Source organism: Mesorhizobium waitakense (assembly GCF_056431085.1).
The window spans coordinates 1-16,875 of record NZ_JBWKME010000219.1 but is presented as its reverse complement, the minus strand read 5'-3'; the positions used below and the strand labels follow the sequence as shown (position 1 = coordinate 16,875).

Here is a 16,875-nt window from a genome sequence, read left to right as displayed (position 1 = left end):
CTAACCATCTATCGTCCTTCCATTTCAGGTCTGCATCAGTAAAGCTCGTATAATCATACCATAATCACTACTGTCAAAGCTTAGGGGGTCACAGCGCACCAATCCTCTTTTATCTCATCTTCATTTCATTATGGCCGGGAGTCCGCATATGGTTGGATCAAGCACACCCGTGGATGTAGCGGTCATTGCAGCCGGCCCCTACGCGGTGCTCTTTCGGCCTGCCCCCTGGGTTCCATCATACGACCTCCAAAGTGCTGCCATGAATGCCCATCTCTCCAGCATTCTCGCCCCCGTCGGTGCCGTATCGCCGCCCGACCCGATCAATATCGCGCTGCAGCGATCGCTGGCTCTGCCCCGAGTGAGCTTCATCGTCCCGACGCTCAACGAAGCCGAGAACCTCCCTTGGCTTCTGCCGCGCATTCCAAAATGGGCGCATGAAATCATTATCGTGGATGGTCGTTCGACCGATGACACGGTCGCAGTCGCGCGTCGCCTGCGCGAGGATGTGAAGGTCGTGATGGAGCCCCGGCGGGGCAAGGGCGCTGCACTGCAAACGGGATTCCGGGCCGCCACAGGCGACATCATCGTCATGCTGGACGCCGACGGCTCCATGGTCCCGGAGGAGGCGATCGTCTTTGTCAGTGCGCTGATGGCCGGCGCGGATCTCGTCAAGGGTTCACGCTTCATCCAGGGCGCCGGCACCGACGACATGTCGCTGTTCCGGATGTTCGGCAACAAGGGGTTGACCCTGTTCGTGCGACTGCTCTATGGCGGTTGGTTCTCCGATCTATGCTACGGATATATCGCCTTCTGGACCAAGCACGTCGCCACGCTTGACTGCGATTGCGATGGGTTCGAGATCGAGACCCTCATCAACGTGCGGGCCTTGAAGAACCACCTCAATGTCGTCGAGGTGGCGAGTTTCGAGGCTCCGCGCATCAGCGGTGAGAGTCATCTGCGTGCCATCCCGGACGGCTGGCGCGTCCTCAAAACCATCCTGCGCGAGAGGATGCACCAGCAGCACAGGCAGAGCGCGACAGCCGGTGATGACGGTGGACAGGCCCGATGCGGATCCTGATGGTTGCCGCCCGCTGCTATCCCTTCATTGGCGGCATCGAAACCCACATCCAGGAAGTCGGTCCCCGCTTGATGGCGCGTGGCCACGCGGTCGACGTGCTCACCACCGATCCCTCGGGGGAGTTGCCTGTTGAGGAGGAGGTGCGCGGCATGCGCGTGTTGCGCGTGCCGGCCTGGCCGAGGGAACTGGACCTCTATATCGCGCCCGGCATTTATACCGCGATCCGGCGCGGGGCCTGGGATCTGATCCATTTCCAAGGCTACAACACCTTCGTGGCGCCGATCGGGATGCTCGCGGCCGTCAGCGGGGACCTGCCATTCATCCTGACCTTCCACAGCGGCGGGCATTCCTCCCTGCTGCGCAACGCCGTGCGCGGCACGCAGCACGCGCTGCTCCGGCCGCTGGTGGCCCGGGCCGCGCGGCTGATCGGCGTCTCCGAATTCGAAGCCAGCTTCTTCAGCGCGAGGATGGGCGTGCCGCGGGAACGGTTTGTCGTCATCCCGAACGGCGCCGCGATGCCGGCTCCGAGTCCCGGCGTCAAGGTCGATCCGCACCTGATCGTCTCGGGCGGCAGGCTGGAGCGCTACAAGGGCCATCACCGGGCGATCGCTGCCTTGCCCGAACTGATCCGTCGGGTACCGGACGTGCGACTGCGCATCGTCGGAACAGGCCCGTACGAGGGAGAATTGCGGCGCCTCGTCGCGACGCTCGGCCTCGAGAAGCGGGTCACGATTGCGGGTATCCCCGGATCCGAGCGGCAGAAAATGGCGGACCTCCTTGCGAGCGCCGCGCTGTTCGTGCTGTTCAGCGACTACGAAGCCCATCCGGTCGCCGTGATGGAAGCCCTGTCGCTGCGCCGTCCGATCCTGGTCAGCGACACGTCCGGTTTGCGGGAACTGGCTGCCAATGGCCTGTGCCGGGCGATTGCGTGCAACGCCGGTCCGCGAGAGCTGGCCGACGCCATGGCCGGGGAACTGCAGGCCCATCGGGAGGTCCCGGATCTGGCGCTGCCCGACTGGGATGCCTGCGCGCAAGCACTGAGCGACGTCTATCGTGATGTCCTGAGCAACCGATCCGTGGTCCGGTTGCCCCCCGGCGTGATATCGTGGCCTCCTGCGACGGGGGCATGAGGCTGATGATGTCGGCTCATCTCACCGCGGGAGCCAGGATCAACCCGCTGCGGGCCGGGATACGGTTAGTCTCGGCCGTTATCGGTCCTGACCTTCGCGGTGGCAGCGCCGATGCCCCGCTGCAACAGGCCAACTGCGGATGGATCGCGGTTCTGTGCCTGACGATCGCCGCGGCTCTGCTCCTGGTCGTGGCCGGGCACGCCGCCGGGCGCCGGGACTATGACGTGGCTCCGCTGTTCTTCTGGTCCGGTGTCGTCCTCCTGGTCGTCCCGACGAGCTTTCGCATAGCTTGGCCAATGGTAGGCCGGGGTGAACGCCTCTTCTTCTTGTTTCTGCTTGCCGAATCCCTGTTCTACTTCAAGGTAGTCTATTCCCCGACGAGCTTCATCACTCACGACGAGTTCTTGCACTGGATCGCAGCCGAGGATCTCATCTCGGCCCGCCGGCTCTTCCTGTCCAACCCGCTTCTCCCGATCGGGCCAACGTATCCCGCCCTGGAAATCCTGACGACGGCGATCGTCAATCTGACGGGACTGCCATTGTTTGTGGCGGGGACTCTATTGTTGGCCGTCCTCAGGGGCACGTTCATCGGTGCCCTGTTTCTGTTCTTCGAAAGCATCACCGGATCGCCGCGCATCTCGGCCATCGCCTGTCTGGCCTATATGGGCTGCTCAACCTTCGTCATGTTCGAGTCGATGTTCTCCTATGAGAGCCTCGGCATCGTGCTGTGCGTGCTGGCCTTAGCGGTCGAAGCCGCGTCCAAGGATCTCGTCGGGCTACCGAGGCTGAAGGCGCTCGGGCTGATTGCCTTGCTGTTGGCGAGCCTCGCGGTCACGCATCATCTCACGGCCGCCTTCACCGCCATCTACTTCTTAGCGCTGGCGGCCCTCGAGGCTTTGCGCCGGCAGGGCCCCTTGCGGATTGAGGCCAGGACCGCCGCGGGCTTCACGGCGCTCCTGGCCATAGCCCTGCCGCTCCTTTGGGTGCAGGCCCGTGGCAACCCTCTCACAGGCTATCTCGGCCCGGTGGTCGAAGGCGGCTTCAAGACATTGCTCGCAAAGATCCTGGGCGCGCCAACTCCACTGTCGGAGCACGTCGGAGCGCCGACCCAGCCCCTCGGCGTGAGGCTGACCACCTTGCTCGCGATCCTGCTGTTGGCACTCGGGCTGGCGACGGGTTTCTTTCGGTCGCTGGCCATGGCAGCGCCGAGTGATGCGCGGGCAGGTTGGCGTTCGGTCCACGACATTCTCAAACGCCGCTGGCGCGACAGCCGCATAATGCTGCTCACCTTGTTGGCCTTCGGGTTTCCAGTTTCGGTGGCCTTCCGGCTGACCATCGCCGGATGGCAAATCGGCAACCGCATGGCAACGTTCGTGTTCATCGCCGTCGGGCTGGTCGTCGCAGTGAGCATCGTCCACTTCTGGGAGGGCCGCACACCACGCGGGTGGCGCCGCATCGCACCGGCCGTCGCTCTGGCGGTCATCGTCCTGGGCGGCGTCACGAGTTCTACGATCAATCCGATCCATGGGCGGTACAGGGTGGCGGCAGATCAGGAATCAATCGAGCCCATGGGGATCGAAACCGCGCTCTGGACCAAGGAATGGCTCAAGGCCGGCAATCGCTTCACCGCCGACCGCATCAATCGCCTGCTGCTCGCAGGCTACGGGCGGCAGGACGCCAGGGTCAACATCGTCGCAGGCGTCGATGCCGCGCGCATATTCGAGGGCAAGGAACTGGGGCCCGACGACCTTTATGCCCTGGCGAGGAGCGACATCGATTTCCTGCTGGTGGATCTGCGCCTGTCCACAGCCCCCCCCGTGCTCGGCTTCTACTTCGAGCAGTGGCAACGGCAGGGGACGCCGCTCTCGGGCGCAGCGCTGCTCAAGTTCAATGACATCAAGGGCGTCACCCGCATCTACGACAACGGCTGGATCGTCATCTATGACGTGAGGGGATTGCATGAAAATTCGTAGCAAGCGGGACCTTCTGGCTGCGTGCCTGTGGGCGGGGGCCGCGGTGGCGGCCGTTGCGGTCAGCGACAGCGCGCTCCTCCGTACTGCCCTGGGCGCGCCCATGGTGTTCCTCGTCTCTGGCCACACGGTGCTGCGGGCCATTGGCGTCAGGACCACCTCCGCGTCGCAACACCTCGTCTACGCGGTCGGAGCAAGCCTCGCCGCCGGCATCGCCGGGGGCTTTGCCCTGAACGCCGCAGGTTCGCTTACGCCGCTCGGCTGGGCGCGGTGGTTCTGGGCGGTGACGGCCGCCGCGGCACTGGTCGCCGCCGTCCGCCGCGACACCCCCGATCTGCCAGCCTGGCCGGCTCCGGCGCGGATCCGGCTTTGGCAGGGAGCCGTGCTCATGCTGGCGGTGCTTATGGCGACCGGAGCCTATGCGCTGGCCGTCCGGGACGAAGCGGTCTACCGGGAATTCAAATACACCGAGTTCTGGTTGTTGCCATCGGCCGGTGGCGTGTCCGGCCGGATCACTGTCGGCATCAGGAGCGCCGAGACCCAAGCTCAGCGATTCGACGTGGAAATCACCCTTGATGGGCAACCGTTCGCCGTTTTCCGATCGGTCGCCGTCGCGCCGGGCGATACCTGGGTACGAGAAATCCCGGTGCCCGCCTTGGCAACTCGCCAGACGGCCGAGGCGCGGCTCTATCGACCGAAAGACAACCGGCTCTATCGCAGCGTTTCGACGCTGGTGCCGCGCATCTGAAACGAGGCTCGATCATGCGCATCCTGCTGCTATCGCAGTTCTATCCTCCGGTGATCGGGGGCGAGGAGCGGCACGTCCGCAATCTCGGCGCGGCGCTGGCGCAGCGGGGCCATCATGTCAGCGTCGGGACCTTGATGCATCCCGGATCGCCCGAAACCGAGCTGGACGGCGCGGTCCGCGTGCATCGCCTGCGCGGCACGCTCCAGCGTCTGTCGGGCCTCCACACCGATCCCGAGCGTCGCCATGCTCCGCCCTTCCCGGATCCCGAACTGGTGCTTGCCCTGAAGCGGCTGGTCGCCCGGGAGGAGCCGGACATCGTTCACGCCCATAACTGGATTTACGCGTCCTTCCTGCCGCTCAAAGGTCTGAGCGGGGCGCGCCTCGTGGTTACGCTCCACGACTACGGCCTTGTCTGCGCCAAGAAGAACTTCATGCACTTGGGCGCCCATCTCTGCAGTGGCCCGGCGCCGGCCAAGTGCCTGCCTTGCGCCACAGGGCATTACGGGGCGGTGAAGGCAGCCGCGACCACCTTGGGCAACTGGGCGTCGAGCTTCGCCGCTCGCCGCGCGGTGGACCGCTTTATCGCGGTGAGCCACGCGGTGGCCCGTCACACCGGACTGACCCAAGGCCGCGCCCCCTACAATGTCATCCCTAACTTCGTGCCCGACGATGTGGGGGTGCTTGGCCCGGAAGATGCGTGCCTGCGGGAGCTGCCCGGGGATGGATTCATCCTGTTCGTCGGCGACATGATGCGCCTCAAGGGCATTGATGTTCTCCTGCAAGCCTATGCCAGCCTGGAGCGGGCGCCGCCGCTGGTCCTGGTCGGGCGCCGGGTCGCCGATACGCCAACCGAATTTCCGCCGAACGTTCGAGTCTTCAGCATGTGGCCGCATTCCGCCATCATGCATGCATGGCGGCGCTCACTGTTCGGCGTGCTGCCATCGGTGGGGCCAGAAGCCTGCGCGACAGTGATCATGGAAGCGATGGCGTCCGGCAAGACAGTCGTTGCAACCGACATCGGCGGCATGCCCGATCTCGTCGATCATGGCGAAACAGGCCTTCTCGTGCCGAGCGGCGACGCGCACGCCCTCGCCAACGCAATGCAGACACTTCTAGAGGACCGCACCTTACTCGCCCGCCTGGAGGCGACAAGCCTCGCCAGGGTCGAGCGCCTCAAGGCCGGAGCGGTCGTGACCCGGATCGAGCAGGTCTACCGGGACGTCCTGCGCCCAGCCGCCGGCAGGTCCGCGGTGCCGGCGCGGCAAGGTTCGGGACAGCCATCATGTCGGTAGAGCGCGCCGGAACGGCCATTATTCGCGTGCGCCGAGAGCTTCGAAAGAGCGCTGCGCTCATGATGAATTCCGGCGCTGTGGCGATCGGCACGATTGCAGCGGCCGGTCTCGGGTTTGTCTATTGGTGGCTCGCGGCCCGGCTGTTTCCGCCGGCGGTGATCGGCAACGCCTCCGCCCTCTTGTCCGTGATGGCGCTCTTCGGCCTGCTGGGGGAGGCCGGGCTCGGGACCCTGCTGATGGGTGAAATCGTACGGCATCCCGGCAAGGAGCGCGGCCTCGTGGCCGCTGCAGCGTCCGTCGGGGTGGCGCTAGTGGTCGGCCTGGCCTTGTTGTTTGTCTTCGGGGAGGCGTACCTCAACAGCTCGACCAAGGCGATCGGCGGCTGGTTGGAGGGTGTTGCGTTCGTCCTCGGCTGCTGCCTGACCGTTCTCTGCGCGGTGATCGATCAGGCGCTCGTCGGCAACCTGCGCAGCACCGGCAGGATGATCCGGCAAGTGCTGTTCTCCACGTCCAAGCTGATGCTGATCGCCGTCGCCGCGGCCGCTAGCTACACCTCCACTGCCGCGCTTCTTCTGAGTTGGGTGGCCGGCCTGGTGGCGTCCTGTATCGGCGTCGATCTCTTGACCCGGGGCGGTGCGCGTCGCCTCTTTGGGACCCCCGATTTCCAGCTGCTGCATACGCTCCGACGCAAGACGTTCGACCACTACGCGCTCGATGTGGCGTTGCAGGCCCCGGGCGTCATCATGCCCTACCTTGTGCTGGTTCTCCTGTCGCCGACAACAAATGCCGCCTTCATGCCGTTGTGGATGCTGGTCACCACGGCCTCGTTGATTCCCGCAGCCATGGCCATGGTGCTGTTCCCCGTGGCCAGAGCAAGCCCGAAGCAATCGAGACATGACATGGTTGTGTCGCTGACGGCGTCATTGCTCTTCTCGCTAGTCTGCGCCGTCTTCGTCTTCACCTATTCGCGGGAGATCCTTGCGGTCTTCAATCCGGCCTATCCCGAGATCGCCGGTTCGAGTCTGCGCTTCCTCGGCTTCAGCCTGTTGGGATCAACGCTCAAATATCATGCCTGCACGCTGGCGCGGCTGGGCGATACAATGCGCAAGGCATCTCGCTGGTTCGCGTTTGGCGCATTGCTGGAGCTGTGCCTGGTGGTCGCGGGGGCGAAGTTTGATGGACTTCAAGGCCTGGTCCTAGGCTGGACGCTCGCCGTCAGCATCGAGGGTGCATGTGCGGCCGTGATTTTGGCCTTCGCGAAACTGGATTCTGCCGCCGGCCCCGCGCACGACCGACCGACCGCGCCGCCGCTCCAGACGACGGCGAATATTGCTCTGAAAATCTTCACCGATATGGACGCGGTGGAAGCGCAGTGGAGAACATTAGAGCGGCATGCGGATTGCACCGTATTCCAATTGTTTGATTGGCAGATGGAATGGTATCGCCACATCGGCTCCAAAGAGAAACTGATTCCGGTGATCGTGCTGGGTCTCGACGATACCGGCGTGACGGTTTTTATTCTGCCATTGGCGATCGAACGCCATGGTCTGATCCGCCGGCTGGTCTGGTTTGGATCGGAATTGTGCGATTATAATTCGCCCATTCTGGCGATCGATTTTAGCGATCACGTGAAACCCGGGCAATTCGGCCGCCTGTGGAAAGACATTGTTCGGGCGATTCAAGACCATCCTCGACTTCGTTTCGACGCTGTTGAATTTTACAATATGCCCAGTGTTGTTGGCTCTCAACCTAATCCCTTCCTCGACTTGCCAGTCTTGCTGGCAAATTGCGCCGGACATGTCGTAACCCTCCCGGAAGCCAACTGGGATCGGTTTTATTCGTCAAAGTTTTCGAATTCGACGCTGCATACCCACCGGCGCAAGGCCAAAAACCTCGCCAAGCAAGGTGGCGGGGCGATTCGCTTTGTAGAGGTGCAAGATCAGGCCGAGATCGAGTGCACCGTTGCGAAGATGATCGAACAAAAACGGAACAGCTTTGCCCGAAGGGGTGTTCATAATATGTTCGAACGTCCGGGTTTTCGCGAATTTTATTTGGCGATTGTCGCCAATCCTCGGTTGTGCGAGGTCATCCATGTCACACGGCTGGACGTGAATGGGATTCCGGTGGCGACGGGACTGGGTCTCCGGTTCAATTCCAGTTACTCACTGGTGATGTCGAGTTATCAGGACGAGTTCGCCAAATACAGTCCCGGGCGTCAGCATATTCAGGAAATGATGCAATATGCCGTTGGCCAGAAGATGCAGAAATTCGATTTTACGATCGGCGACGAGCCCTATAAGCTTGAATGGTCCGATATCAAATTGCATTTATTTTTCGATTTTGAAAGTAGAACGTTGCGTGGTCATGCTGTAACTTCGCTGAGAATGGCAATCCATTATGTGGATACATGGTATAATCAAACAGAGTTATTAACGCCTCCGCTGCGGCATGTTATTCGTAAGGCAAAACGATCGTTGCATCGAATGTGGGATGCGGTGTTTGGTCTTCATGAAAGAGTATAGAAAAGCGCGGATTTCTTTGCGGGAGACGATGTGTAGCGCAGATGTTGAGATGATCGGTAGGAGCGGGAATTGAATAATATAGATGTAGCGGTCCTCGGTGGTGGTACCGCCGGCTCGTTAGCCGCAGCGATGCTTGGCCGGATGGGGATTTCGACCATCCTTGTTGATATCCATCAAGTCTATCCGGTGGATTTTCGCTGCGAAAAACTCGATGGCAATCAAGTCGACTTGCTCAAAGAAACCGGGCTGATGGATGCCGTATTGGCGGCTGCTACACCGGTGACTGAGATATGGGTGGCCCGTCACGGTTATGTCATCGGTAAAAAGCATGGGAAACACGGCGAGCCCTGCGAATATGGGGTGACTTATGAGGATTTGGTAAATGTCATTCGCCGCCAGATTCCAGATAGTGTTCAATTCATCTGCGCCAAAGTGACCAATATAACGACGAGTTCCGACCGGCAGAAAATTACCCTGTCCAATGGTGACACATGGTCGACCCGATTGATTGTGGTGGCGACCGGCCTAAACAATGTCGTCCGGGGTGCGATCACGCGATCCGAGATCAGCAAATGCCACTCGATCAGTGTTGGTTTTGATCTCAGCTCTAAAGCTGGCTTCAAATTTCAAGCTTTAACGTATTCTGCGGAAAAGCCAGGGCCCATGGCTTATGTGAGCATGTTTCCGATTGGTTCAAGAATGCGCACCAATGTGTTCGTCTACCATGGTGATATACGCCATCCGTGGTGTCAGGAAGTGCGCACATCGCCGTTATTTGCATTGTATGCAGTAATGCCCGGATTGAAGCGTCACCTTGGTGATGCTGTCGTGTCAAGCGATATTCAGATTCGACCCACTGATCTTTACGCCGCGCAGAATCACGAACAGCAACCCGGCCTGGTATTGGCTGGTGACAGTTTTGCTACCAGCGATCCGGCGGCGGGTACCGGTCTCAATAAAGTGCTAACCGATGTTGATCGGTTGTGCCATCATATTCCGACATGGTTAGCCACGCCCGGAATGGGGGTCGAGAAAATTCAGACATACTACAGTGATCCCGTCAAAGTTGCCTGTGATGAATGGTCACTTGGTGAAGCATTTTACAACCGATCACTGGCGTCCGATACAACGCTATTATGGCGTATTCGTCGGACGGGCCGGATTGGTCTCGATATGATGGGGATGTCAATCCCACAACTTCGCTTGATGGCGGCAAGCGCAGTTCGTTCAGCGTTGTTGGTCTTCATGCGGCGTCTCCCGCCTGCGCGCCGAAGCCGCTTCGCCGCGGCGAAGGCCCGTCAGGCTGGCGCCGATCAGGGTTTCATAGGCGTGGGGTGGAGCAAGGCGCACGACGACATTGGCCAGGGCCAGCGTGGCCAGGACTAGTCTAGCGAAGGCGCTTCCGAGGCATCGTCTCGGACCGCATCGGCTCGCGCTCTCATTTGTAGCCGAGCAGGCGAACCCCCATCAGATGCCGAAGAACCAAATTCGTGATTGGGCTCGATCGCCCCCGCCAAATTCTCTGCACGACCATTTCGATCGCGATCCCAATTTTGGCAGAAACGACCACATGAACGGCCCCCTGACCGAACAGCACAGCTTGCTTTCGAAGACCAATCTGCTTAAAGGCGCTTGACAGCTCACGATAGCTATATTCCTTCAGGTGGAGCCCGGATGCAATGTTGTCAAAATATATAGAAATGTCGTGAGGACCCGTGACGATGTTTGGGGTGATGCAATAGTAAGCACCGCCAGGTGCAAGAACACGGTATACTTCTGAAAGCTGCTTTGCTGCGTCGTCGGGGTGTAGATGCTCCATCAGCTGATCGCTGAATACAAAATCGAAACTATTGTCAGGGAAAGGAAGATGAATACCATCGATCTTGGCGAACTGAAAATTGGCGGGCCTCTCCTCTAGAGGCAGTAAAGCGTCGGTTACGTCGATTGCAGTTACTGATGAACAATGACTACACATGCTGAGGCTAAGCTTGCAATCGCCAGCGCCCAATTCTCCGAAACGCGCCCCTTTCGGGACAAGCGTTCTTAGCAGAGACGTTTGAAGATTGAATGTTCGATCATCCCTGTATTCACCGCTGTTTTGCGGATGATCTTCAAGCGAAGAGAAAAGCTTGCTGTACACTTCAGCGTAGAGGCTGAGACGATCCCCTTGATTTGCGTTCAACAGCTGAGCAGCCAAGGCTTTCTCGATTTGATAGTGCGCAAGTATCCGCTCGGGCGTGCGCGAGTTGTGACAAAATTCCGAAATCTTCGACCAATCCGGCTTGATAGGCACCTGTGTCCCGTTCGATGTCATCTGATTGCACTCGCGCCAATGTTCCGAACTTCCGAACTCCTGAGCGGAGGCGGACACGCTCGTTCATGAAGCGGCTCAAGCTGTCGGTGAGCAGTCGTTTCGCTTCCCACTTCGTCCCGACGAGTTCATCCACGCGGACCAGGCCGTGCAGACCAGTCTCTTTGCCGGGCATCAATTCGGACCAATCCGTTGCTCCGCCACCTCGCGGCCAGGCCCTTTGGGAGTGCACGTCGGCGAGCACTCGCTGGTCCGCGACGAGGTCGGGAACGGCGAACCGCCCAACTCTCTTGGCTCGCCCGCGATGATGTTGACGAGGTCGCCCGGCTGCAACAGGGTCATCCCGTCGGACTCGATGCTGACCGGCCCGGCCGCCGATTGCCGCACGATTTGATAGGTTACGCTGTTCGCGTCCCTCGCAACCTGGGCGCGGGTCTCCGGCAACGCGTACAGGACACCTTCGCTGGCGTTCAAATCGCGCACATTGGCCGCGATCTGGCTCTCCGTGGACTCGATCTCGACCTCCAGATCGTTCCTAAGGTCGGCCCGGGTCTGCAACGCCTCAGCCTCCAGCGAAGCAAGGCGCTGCTTGGCCATCGCGTACTGGTTGAGGGCGTCCTGCCGACGCTGTTCCGCGTCGGACAATTCGCTACGGACCTGATCCATCACCGTCTGGCTGAGAACATTGCGGTCCACGAGCGTGCGCATGCTGTTGACGCGCTCCTGGCGCAGCTTGATGAGTTCGTCGAGCGAGTCCATGTGCCCATACGCGGCAACATCCTGCCTGGCCTCCTCAAGTGCACGCAGGATCGTGCGCTCGCGATCCTTGCGGGCCGTGGCGACGGGCTTGCGCCGGTCGCTCTGCTCGTTGACGAGGTTGGCGGCTTCGGTTGCGCCGGCCAGCTCCAGCAACTGGCGCGGGATCTTGGGCACCGTACCGTCGCGCTCGGCTTTCAGAACCGCCTCGCGCGCGAGCAACTTCGACATTGCATCGATTGCCCCGCTCCGCTTCTGGTTTTCACGCACGGCTTCGATCTTCTGCCACGGTTCGCTCTGGCCCCGGTCGAGCCCGCCGGCCAGCGCGATGGCGTGCAGGATCGTCATGCCGGACGCGTATTTGAACGAGCCCGGATTCTTGACTGGTCCCAGTACGTAGATGGGCGAGCGCTCCAGCGACAGGATGTTGACCAGCCCTTTGCGGCCCAGCAGCTGTTCGAAGGTTTCTGCCAGGTCGGCCTGTACCTGTTGGCTCGACCTGTTGGCGACCGGAATGGAGCCAAGCAAGGGCACGGAAATCGTGCCGTCGTCCTGGACAACATACTCGCCGCTCAGTTCCGGACGCTGCAGGATGCCGCGCAGGGCCGAGCCCGAGGACGCGCCCGCCCACTTGTCTTCCTCGACGTCGACGCGCTCGTAGAACACGACCTTGAGACGGTCGCCGATGCCGAACAGGCTTCCGGTTGGCGCGCCAGGCGCCGTGCTGATGGTTTTGGGGCGCTCGGCAGTGGTGGGGACGGCAGGGACGACGCTCCGTTCGACTAACGTCGCGGCCGACGCGTCCGGTCCCGTGCTGAGGGTTTTGGGGCGCCCGGCACTGGTGGGGATGGCAGGGGCGGCGCTCCCTTCGACCAACGCCACGGCCGGCGCATCCGGTCCCGACACGATCGCGCGGGAGGGTTCGGCCGTGGCTTGAACCGGTTGATCTTGCCAGCTATCGATAGCAGCAGACACCTTCTGCACCACGGCTCCGGAGACATCCTCGACCTTCTGCATCACAGCTCTGGAGACAACCTCAATGGCCTCCCAGTTTCTGACCGCGACCGCGCCTCCTCCCAGGGCGGCGACCCCGGAGAGCCCCAAGATAAACAGGACGGCCTTCGTTCCCCTGCCGCGGGCCGCCTGTGACGAGGGAGTGACTGGCTCGGAATTGTATTCTGTGGCCATGGCGCGTGGCTTTCACCTTTCAATAGTGGCCATAGTGGCCATCCCGTCCCGAACTGGTCGAGGCACGGGTCGACGAGCAAGGCTCTCTCTTATCGTGACCCTTCACCGCCAGCGGCACAACTATCCCTTTGTGGGCACTCCTTCCGGATAAAGCACCGCCTTGGGCGAACTCGTCCAATGACCAGATGCTGCGCTGCAGGAGAACCTCTTTGATGGCAAACGGGAGAAAAGCGATCGAACGCAACGAAGAGCCGGAAATATCGGTCTACCGACGCAGCGTCTCGAACCGCCTGCGGCCCCAACATGCATTCGCAGGATGGCTGGGCCGTTTCCAACTTCATCATCCAGGCCCTGGAGAACGAGCCGATCACCGTCTACGGCTCCTAGTTGCAAACACGATCATTCTGCTACGTCGATGACCTGATCGACGGCTTGACGCGCCTGATGAATGAAGAGGCGACATCGACGAAGCCGTCAATCTTGGCAATCCTATCGAGGTAACCATAGCGGAACTGGCCCGCCTCATATTTCTTTCGTCGGCCTCACGTCAGGCTCGAATTCCGGCCCCTGCCACAGGACGATCCCCGGCAGCGCTGCCCCGATATCGGCCGCGCCACGCAACTCCTCCATTGCCCGCCGCAGGTGCAATGCAAGGAGCGACCCGGCAGACCTCGCCTATTTCGATGCCCAGAAGGCATCTGTGCTGTTGTGCGCGCTGCGCCGCATCGCTTTGACCCACACCCAGTTCGCCACTGCCAGCTGCGGCACGTTGCGCCTCAAGTTGCTGAAGCTCGGGGCGTTGGTCAGGATCAGCGTAAGCCGTCTCAAGATCGCCTTCGCCTCGGCCTGCGCCGTCATCCCCGAATGGCGGCTGGCCGCGGCGCGGCGCGCCTGGGCCCGCGGCTCTCTCGCCTGACACGCGGCGGCGCCCCGCGCCAGATCGGCGCACCACCACGGCCCAGGGGAAACCAAGCCCCGGCAACCTTCACGGCCGCGCGTCCGGCGCCACGATGGCCGCCGCCCGGAGCGGCTGAAAACCAGGGCACGTGCCCTTCCCCAAGGCCTCAGGTTTGAGGAATCCGGATAGGCCTCGACGATGCTGCCCTACGCCTAAAGAGGGTATTTGGCCTAAAGAAGGTATTTGGGTGTAGGGTTTTCCTAGCGTAAGGTTAAAAAGAAACCATGCGATTGGCGTGTGGCCTAACTCGACGCGTGTACCTCAATCGCGCCGAATGGGAGGCTACGATGACAAAACAATCTTTTATAACAGTGCTTGTCGGGCCGAGCGGGTTACTCCGAGAAGGCCTTAGTCGAATCCTGGATGCAGCAAAGTTTCGTATTCTTTTCTCCGCGGCTTGTGTTCACGATCTTCTGCAGAAGCCGCTACCCCAGCACCGGTCCATCTTGCTCATCATGGATGTCGGCGGTACTGATGCGGATGCTGAATTCGCACAAATTGCAGACTTTAAAGCGATTTATCCGACCAGCCATGTCGTTGCGCTAGCCGATCACTGTCGATCGACCGATATAGTTTCCGCTTTTCGTGCGGGGGCTGACGCGTATTTGACAAAAGTCGCTGCTCACGACACCTTCATCAAAGCCCTCGAACTGGTTATGCTAGGGCAGGCGGTGTTACCTGCGGAAACTTCGACGTTTATTCAAGATATAATGCATGATCTGAAATATGATGGGGTAACTGATGAGTTGACAAACGTGGCTGTTAAAATGGAGAATGAGGAGCGAGAACTATCAATTTTGTCAACTAGGGAAAAATGTATTCTACGTTGCTTGATCGAAGGGGAGTCTAACAAAACCATCGCGCGCGAGATTAGCATCGCCGAAGCTACGGTGAAGGTGCACGTCAAGGCCATCCTTCGAAAGATTCGGGTCCGCAACCGTACACAGGCTGCAGTTTGGGCGATGAACCATGGTGCGCTCACTCCCGCGTCTGGCACTGGCCCGTCAGGAAACGAAAAGATGGCAACTCAGCCCTCTCACCATCCACAAGATCTACTTGAAGCACAAAAGGGGTACCACTTTCTCGAGAACACTCATCCGATGTGACCCGCTTCCCCGTCTTGATATATCGTAATTCGGGCTGGCAGCATTCACTAGGGTTCAAATCAGGCTCTGACTCACTTTTGATGACATTCGGGTTTGGTTGGTACCGATTTCAGACAGAGGAATCAGGGCTATGGGCCATACCCTCCGACCATCGACCCTCGTCCCTCGCGGCTTTGTGGTTGATGATGCCGCCAGTGGCGCCGACGCGACGCTAATCACGGTCCGTCCTTTAAGTATGGCGAGCGCCTGTCCGGGCTGTGGAACGAGATCGGTGCGGATCCACAGCCGGTATCCGCGGCATCTGGCGGATCTGCCCATGGCGGGCAAGCCTGTTCTGCTGGTCGTAATGGTACGCCGGTTCCACTGCGACGCGGTGCTTTGCGGCCGGCGAATCTTTGCCGAGCGCTTTGACGGGACGTCCTCGCGCCATGGGCCCGACGAACCGCTCGCCTCGATGATATCGTCCACCATCTTGGGCTTGTTCTCGGCGGGCGTCCGGCGGCGAGCTTCGCCCAGAGGTTGATGCTGCCGGTGAGCAACGACACCCTGCTGCGTGTCGTGCGGCGGCGCGGCAGCCCGCGTTTTGTTCTGCCGACCATCATCGGGATCGACGACTGGGCGTGGCGACGCAACCAACGCTATGGGACCATCATCTGCGACCTGGAGCGACGCAAGACCATCGCATTGCTGCCTGACCGGGAGCCAGCGACGGCCCAGGCCTGGCTCTCCGATCAGCCTCAGATCAGCATTGTCGCGCGCGACCGCGGCGGCGGCTACGCGATGGCTGCAGCCAAGGCGCTGCCGAAGGCGACCCAGGTGGCCGACCGTTGGCACTTGATGGAGAACGCCAGCCGCGCCTTCCTCGACGCCGTGCGCAAATCCATCCGCCAGATTCGGACCGCGATCGGCGCCACCACGATCAATCCCGACCTGCTCACCGCCGCCGAGCGCATCCAATATGAGGGATATCTTCGCCGCGAAGACACCAACGCCGCCATACTTGAGTTGGCCAAGGCCGGAGTGACGATCAAGGAGATCGTTCGCCGGACCGGGTACAGCCGCGGCCTGGTTCGTCGCGTGCTGCGTGGTCAACGCTCGGATGTCTTCCGCGTCCGCGAGAGTTCGCTCGAACTGTACCTGCCATGGCTTGACGCCCAGTGGTCGGCCGGACAGCGGAACGGCGCCGAGCTGTGGCGACGGCTCACGGTCCAAGGGTTCCGCGGCAGCCTTCGGGTTGTCACCGAGTGGACCACGCGCCGTCGGAAGGCGGAAAAGGTCGACGGCGCCGCCTTGAGCCGGGCGCCCTCGGCGCGGACCGTTGCGCGGCTTATGACCATCGGTCGCGATAACCTCTCCAAGTCCGAAACCGTCATTGTCGCGGCGATCGAGGGCGGCGTGCCCCAGCTGATAAACGCCAGGGAGATCATCGCCGCCTTCCAGGCCATGATCCGCAAGAAGTCTCTCGTCGATCTTGAGCCATGGCTGGAGCAAGCTCGATCGGGCCTAGTCGCTCCCTTCGCCAACGGCGTCGTAAAGGACCGAGCGGCCGTGAGCGCGGCGATTATATCTCCCTGGTCCAATGGCCAAACCGAGGGGCAGATTACCAAACTCAAGCTCGTGAAACGCCAAATGTACGGCCGAGGAAAGCTCGACCTACTCCAGGCCCGGGTCATTGGCGCTGCGTAGCAGTAGTCACCACCAAAATTGCGTCAGAGCCTAAGGCTTGTTGAGATTCATCGTGAGTTTATGACGGCAGCAGCAAGATTGATGAAGGCTGCGAAGCTCTGGTCGGTTTTGTCAGCTCGCATGGCGATAC

Annotated in this window: 11 protein-coding genes and 1 pseudogene; 10 read left to right on the top strand and 2 right to left on the bottom strand. The window is 61.0% G+C overall.

Annotated features, from left to right (window positions below; genetic code table 11):
- Positions 1 to 148 precede the first annotated feature (148 nt).
- The 7 genes from AC07FD_RS38945 (at position 149) to AC07FD_RS38915 (ending at position 10,126) form a co-directional block, all read left to right on the top strand.
- Positions 149 to 1,078 carry a glycosyltransferase family 2 protein gene (locus AC07FD_RS38945; RefSeq protein ID WP_478354125.1) on the top strand — a complete coding sequence of 310 codons (930 nt, stop codon included), beginning with the start codon at positions 149 to 151 and terminating at the stop codon, positions 1,076 to 1,078.
- Positions 1,066 to 2,208 (top strand): glycosyltransferase family 4 protein, encoded by a 1,143-nt coding sequence (locus AC07FD_RS38940; RefSeq protein ID WP_478354124.1) that lies wholly within the window; start codon positions 1,066 to 1,068, stop codon positions 2,206 to 2,208. The genes AC07FD_RS38945 and AC07FD_RS38940 overlap by 13 nt, the downstream gene beginning before the upstream one ends.
- Positions 2,205 to 4,181, top strand: a complete 1,977-nt coding sequence (locus tag AC07FD_RS38935; RefSeq protein WP_478354123.1) for a hypothetical protein — start codon at positions 2,205 to 2,207, stop codon at positions 4,179 to 4,181. The genes AC07FD_RS38940 and AC07FD_RS38935 overlap by 4 nt, the downstream gene beginning before the upstream one ends.
- A complete protein-coding gene (locus AC07FD_RS38930; RefSeq protein WP_478354122.1) occupies positions 4,168 to 4,926 on the top strand; it encodes a hypothetical protein in 759 nt (252 codons plus the stop codon). Before AC07FD_RS38935 ends, AC07FD_RS38930 begins: the two co-directional genes overlap by 14 nt.
- Before the next feature lie 14 nt (positions 4,927 to 4,940).
- Entirely contained in the window at positions 4,941 to 6,218 is a 1,278-nt protein-coding gene (locus tag AC07FD_RS38925) for a glycosyltransferase family 4 protein (protein WP_478354121.1), read from the top strand.
- Entirely contained in the window at positions 6,209 to 8,740 is a 2,532-nt protein-coding gene (locus tag AC07FD_RS38920) for a GNAT family N-acetyltransferase (RefSeq protein WP_478354120.1), read from the top strand. The genes AC07FD_RS38925 and AC07FD_RS38920 overlap by 10 nt, the downstream gene beginning before the upstream one ends.
- A gap of 69 nt (positions 8,741 to 8,809) precedes the next feature.
- The gene (locus tag AC07FD_RS38915) at positions 8,810 to 10,126 is read left to right on the top strand and encodes an FAD-dependent oxidoreductase (protein ID WP_478354119.1); all 1,317 of its coding nucleotides are present in this window, start codon (positions 8,810 to 8,812) and stop codon (positions 10,124 to 10,126) included.
- Between the two features lie 52 nt (positions 10,127 to 10,178).
- On the opposite strand, the gene AC07FD_RS38910 is transcribed toward AC07FD_RS38915, so the two are convergent.
- Positions 10,179 to 11,054, bottom strand: coding sequence for a class I SAM-dependent methyltransferase (locus AC07FD_RS38910; RefSeq protein ID WP_478354118.1), 876 nt, complete (start codon positions 11,052 to 11,054; stop codon positions 10,179 to 10,181).
- Between the two features lie 171 nt (positions 11,055 to 11,225).
- The gene (locus AC07FD_RS38905; protein WP_478354117.1) at positions 11,226 to 12,995 is read right to left on the bottom strand and encodes a polysaccharide biosynthesis/export family protein; all 1,770 of its coding nucleotides are present in this window, start codon (positions 12,993 to 12,995) and stop codon (positions 11,226 to 11,228) included.
- Positions 12,996 to 13,695: 700 nt separating this feature from the next.
- Here AC07FD_RS38905 and AC07FD_RS38900 point away from each other — a divergent pair.
- From AC07FD_RS38900 to AC07FD_RS38890, 3 genes and pseudogenes are all read left to right on the top strand, one after another.
- Complete coding sequence (locus AC07FD_RS38900) at positions 13,696 to 13,911, top strand: transposase (RefSeq protein WP_478354116.1); 216 nt, start codon at positions 13,696 to 13,698, stop codon at positions 13,909 to 13,911.
- A 329-nt stretch (positions 13,912 to 14,240) separates the two neighbouring features.
- Positions 14,241 to 15,059 carry a LuxR C-terminal-related transcriptional regulator gene (locus AC07FD_RS38895; protein WP_478354115.1) on the top strand — a complete coding sequence of 273 codons (819 nt, stop codon included), beginning with the start codon at positions 14,241 to 14,243 and terminating at the stop codon, positions 15,057 to 15,059.
- 130 nt (positions 15,060 to 15,189) lie between these two features.
- Positions 15,190 to 16,745, top strand: a pseudogene (locus AC07FD_RS38890) (ISL3 family transposase).
- Positions 16,746 to 16,875: the final 130 nt, after the last annotated feature.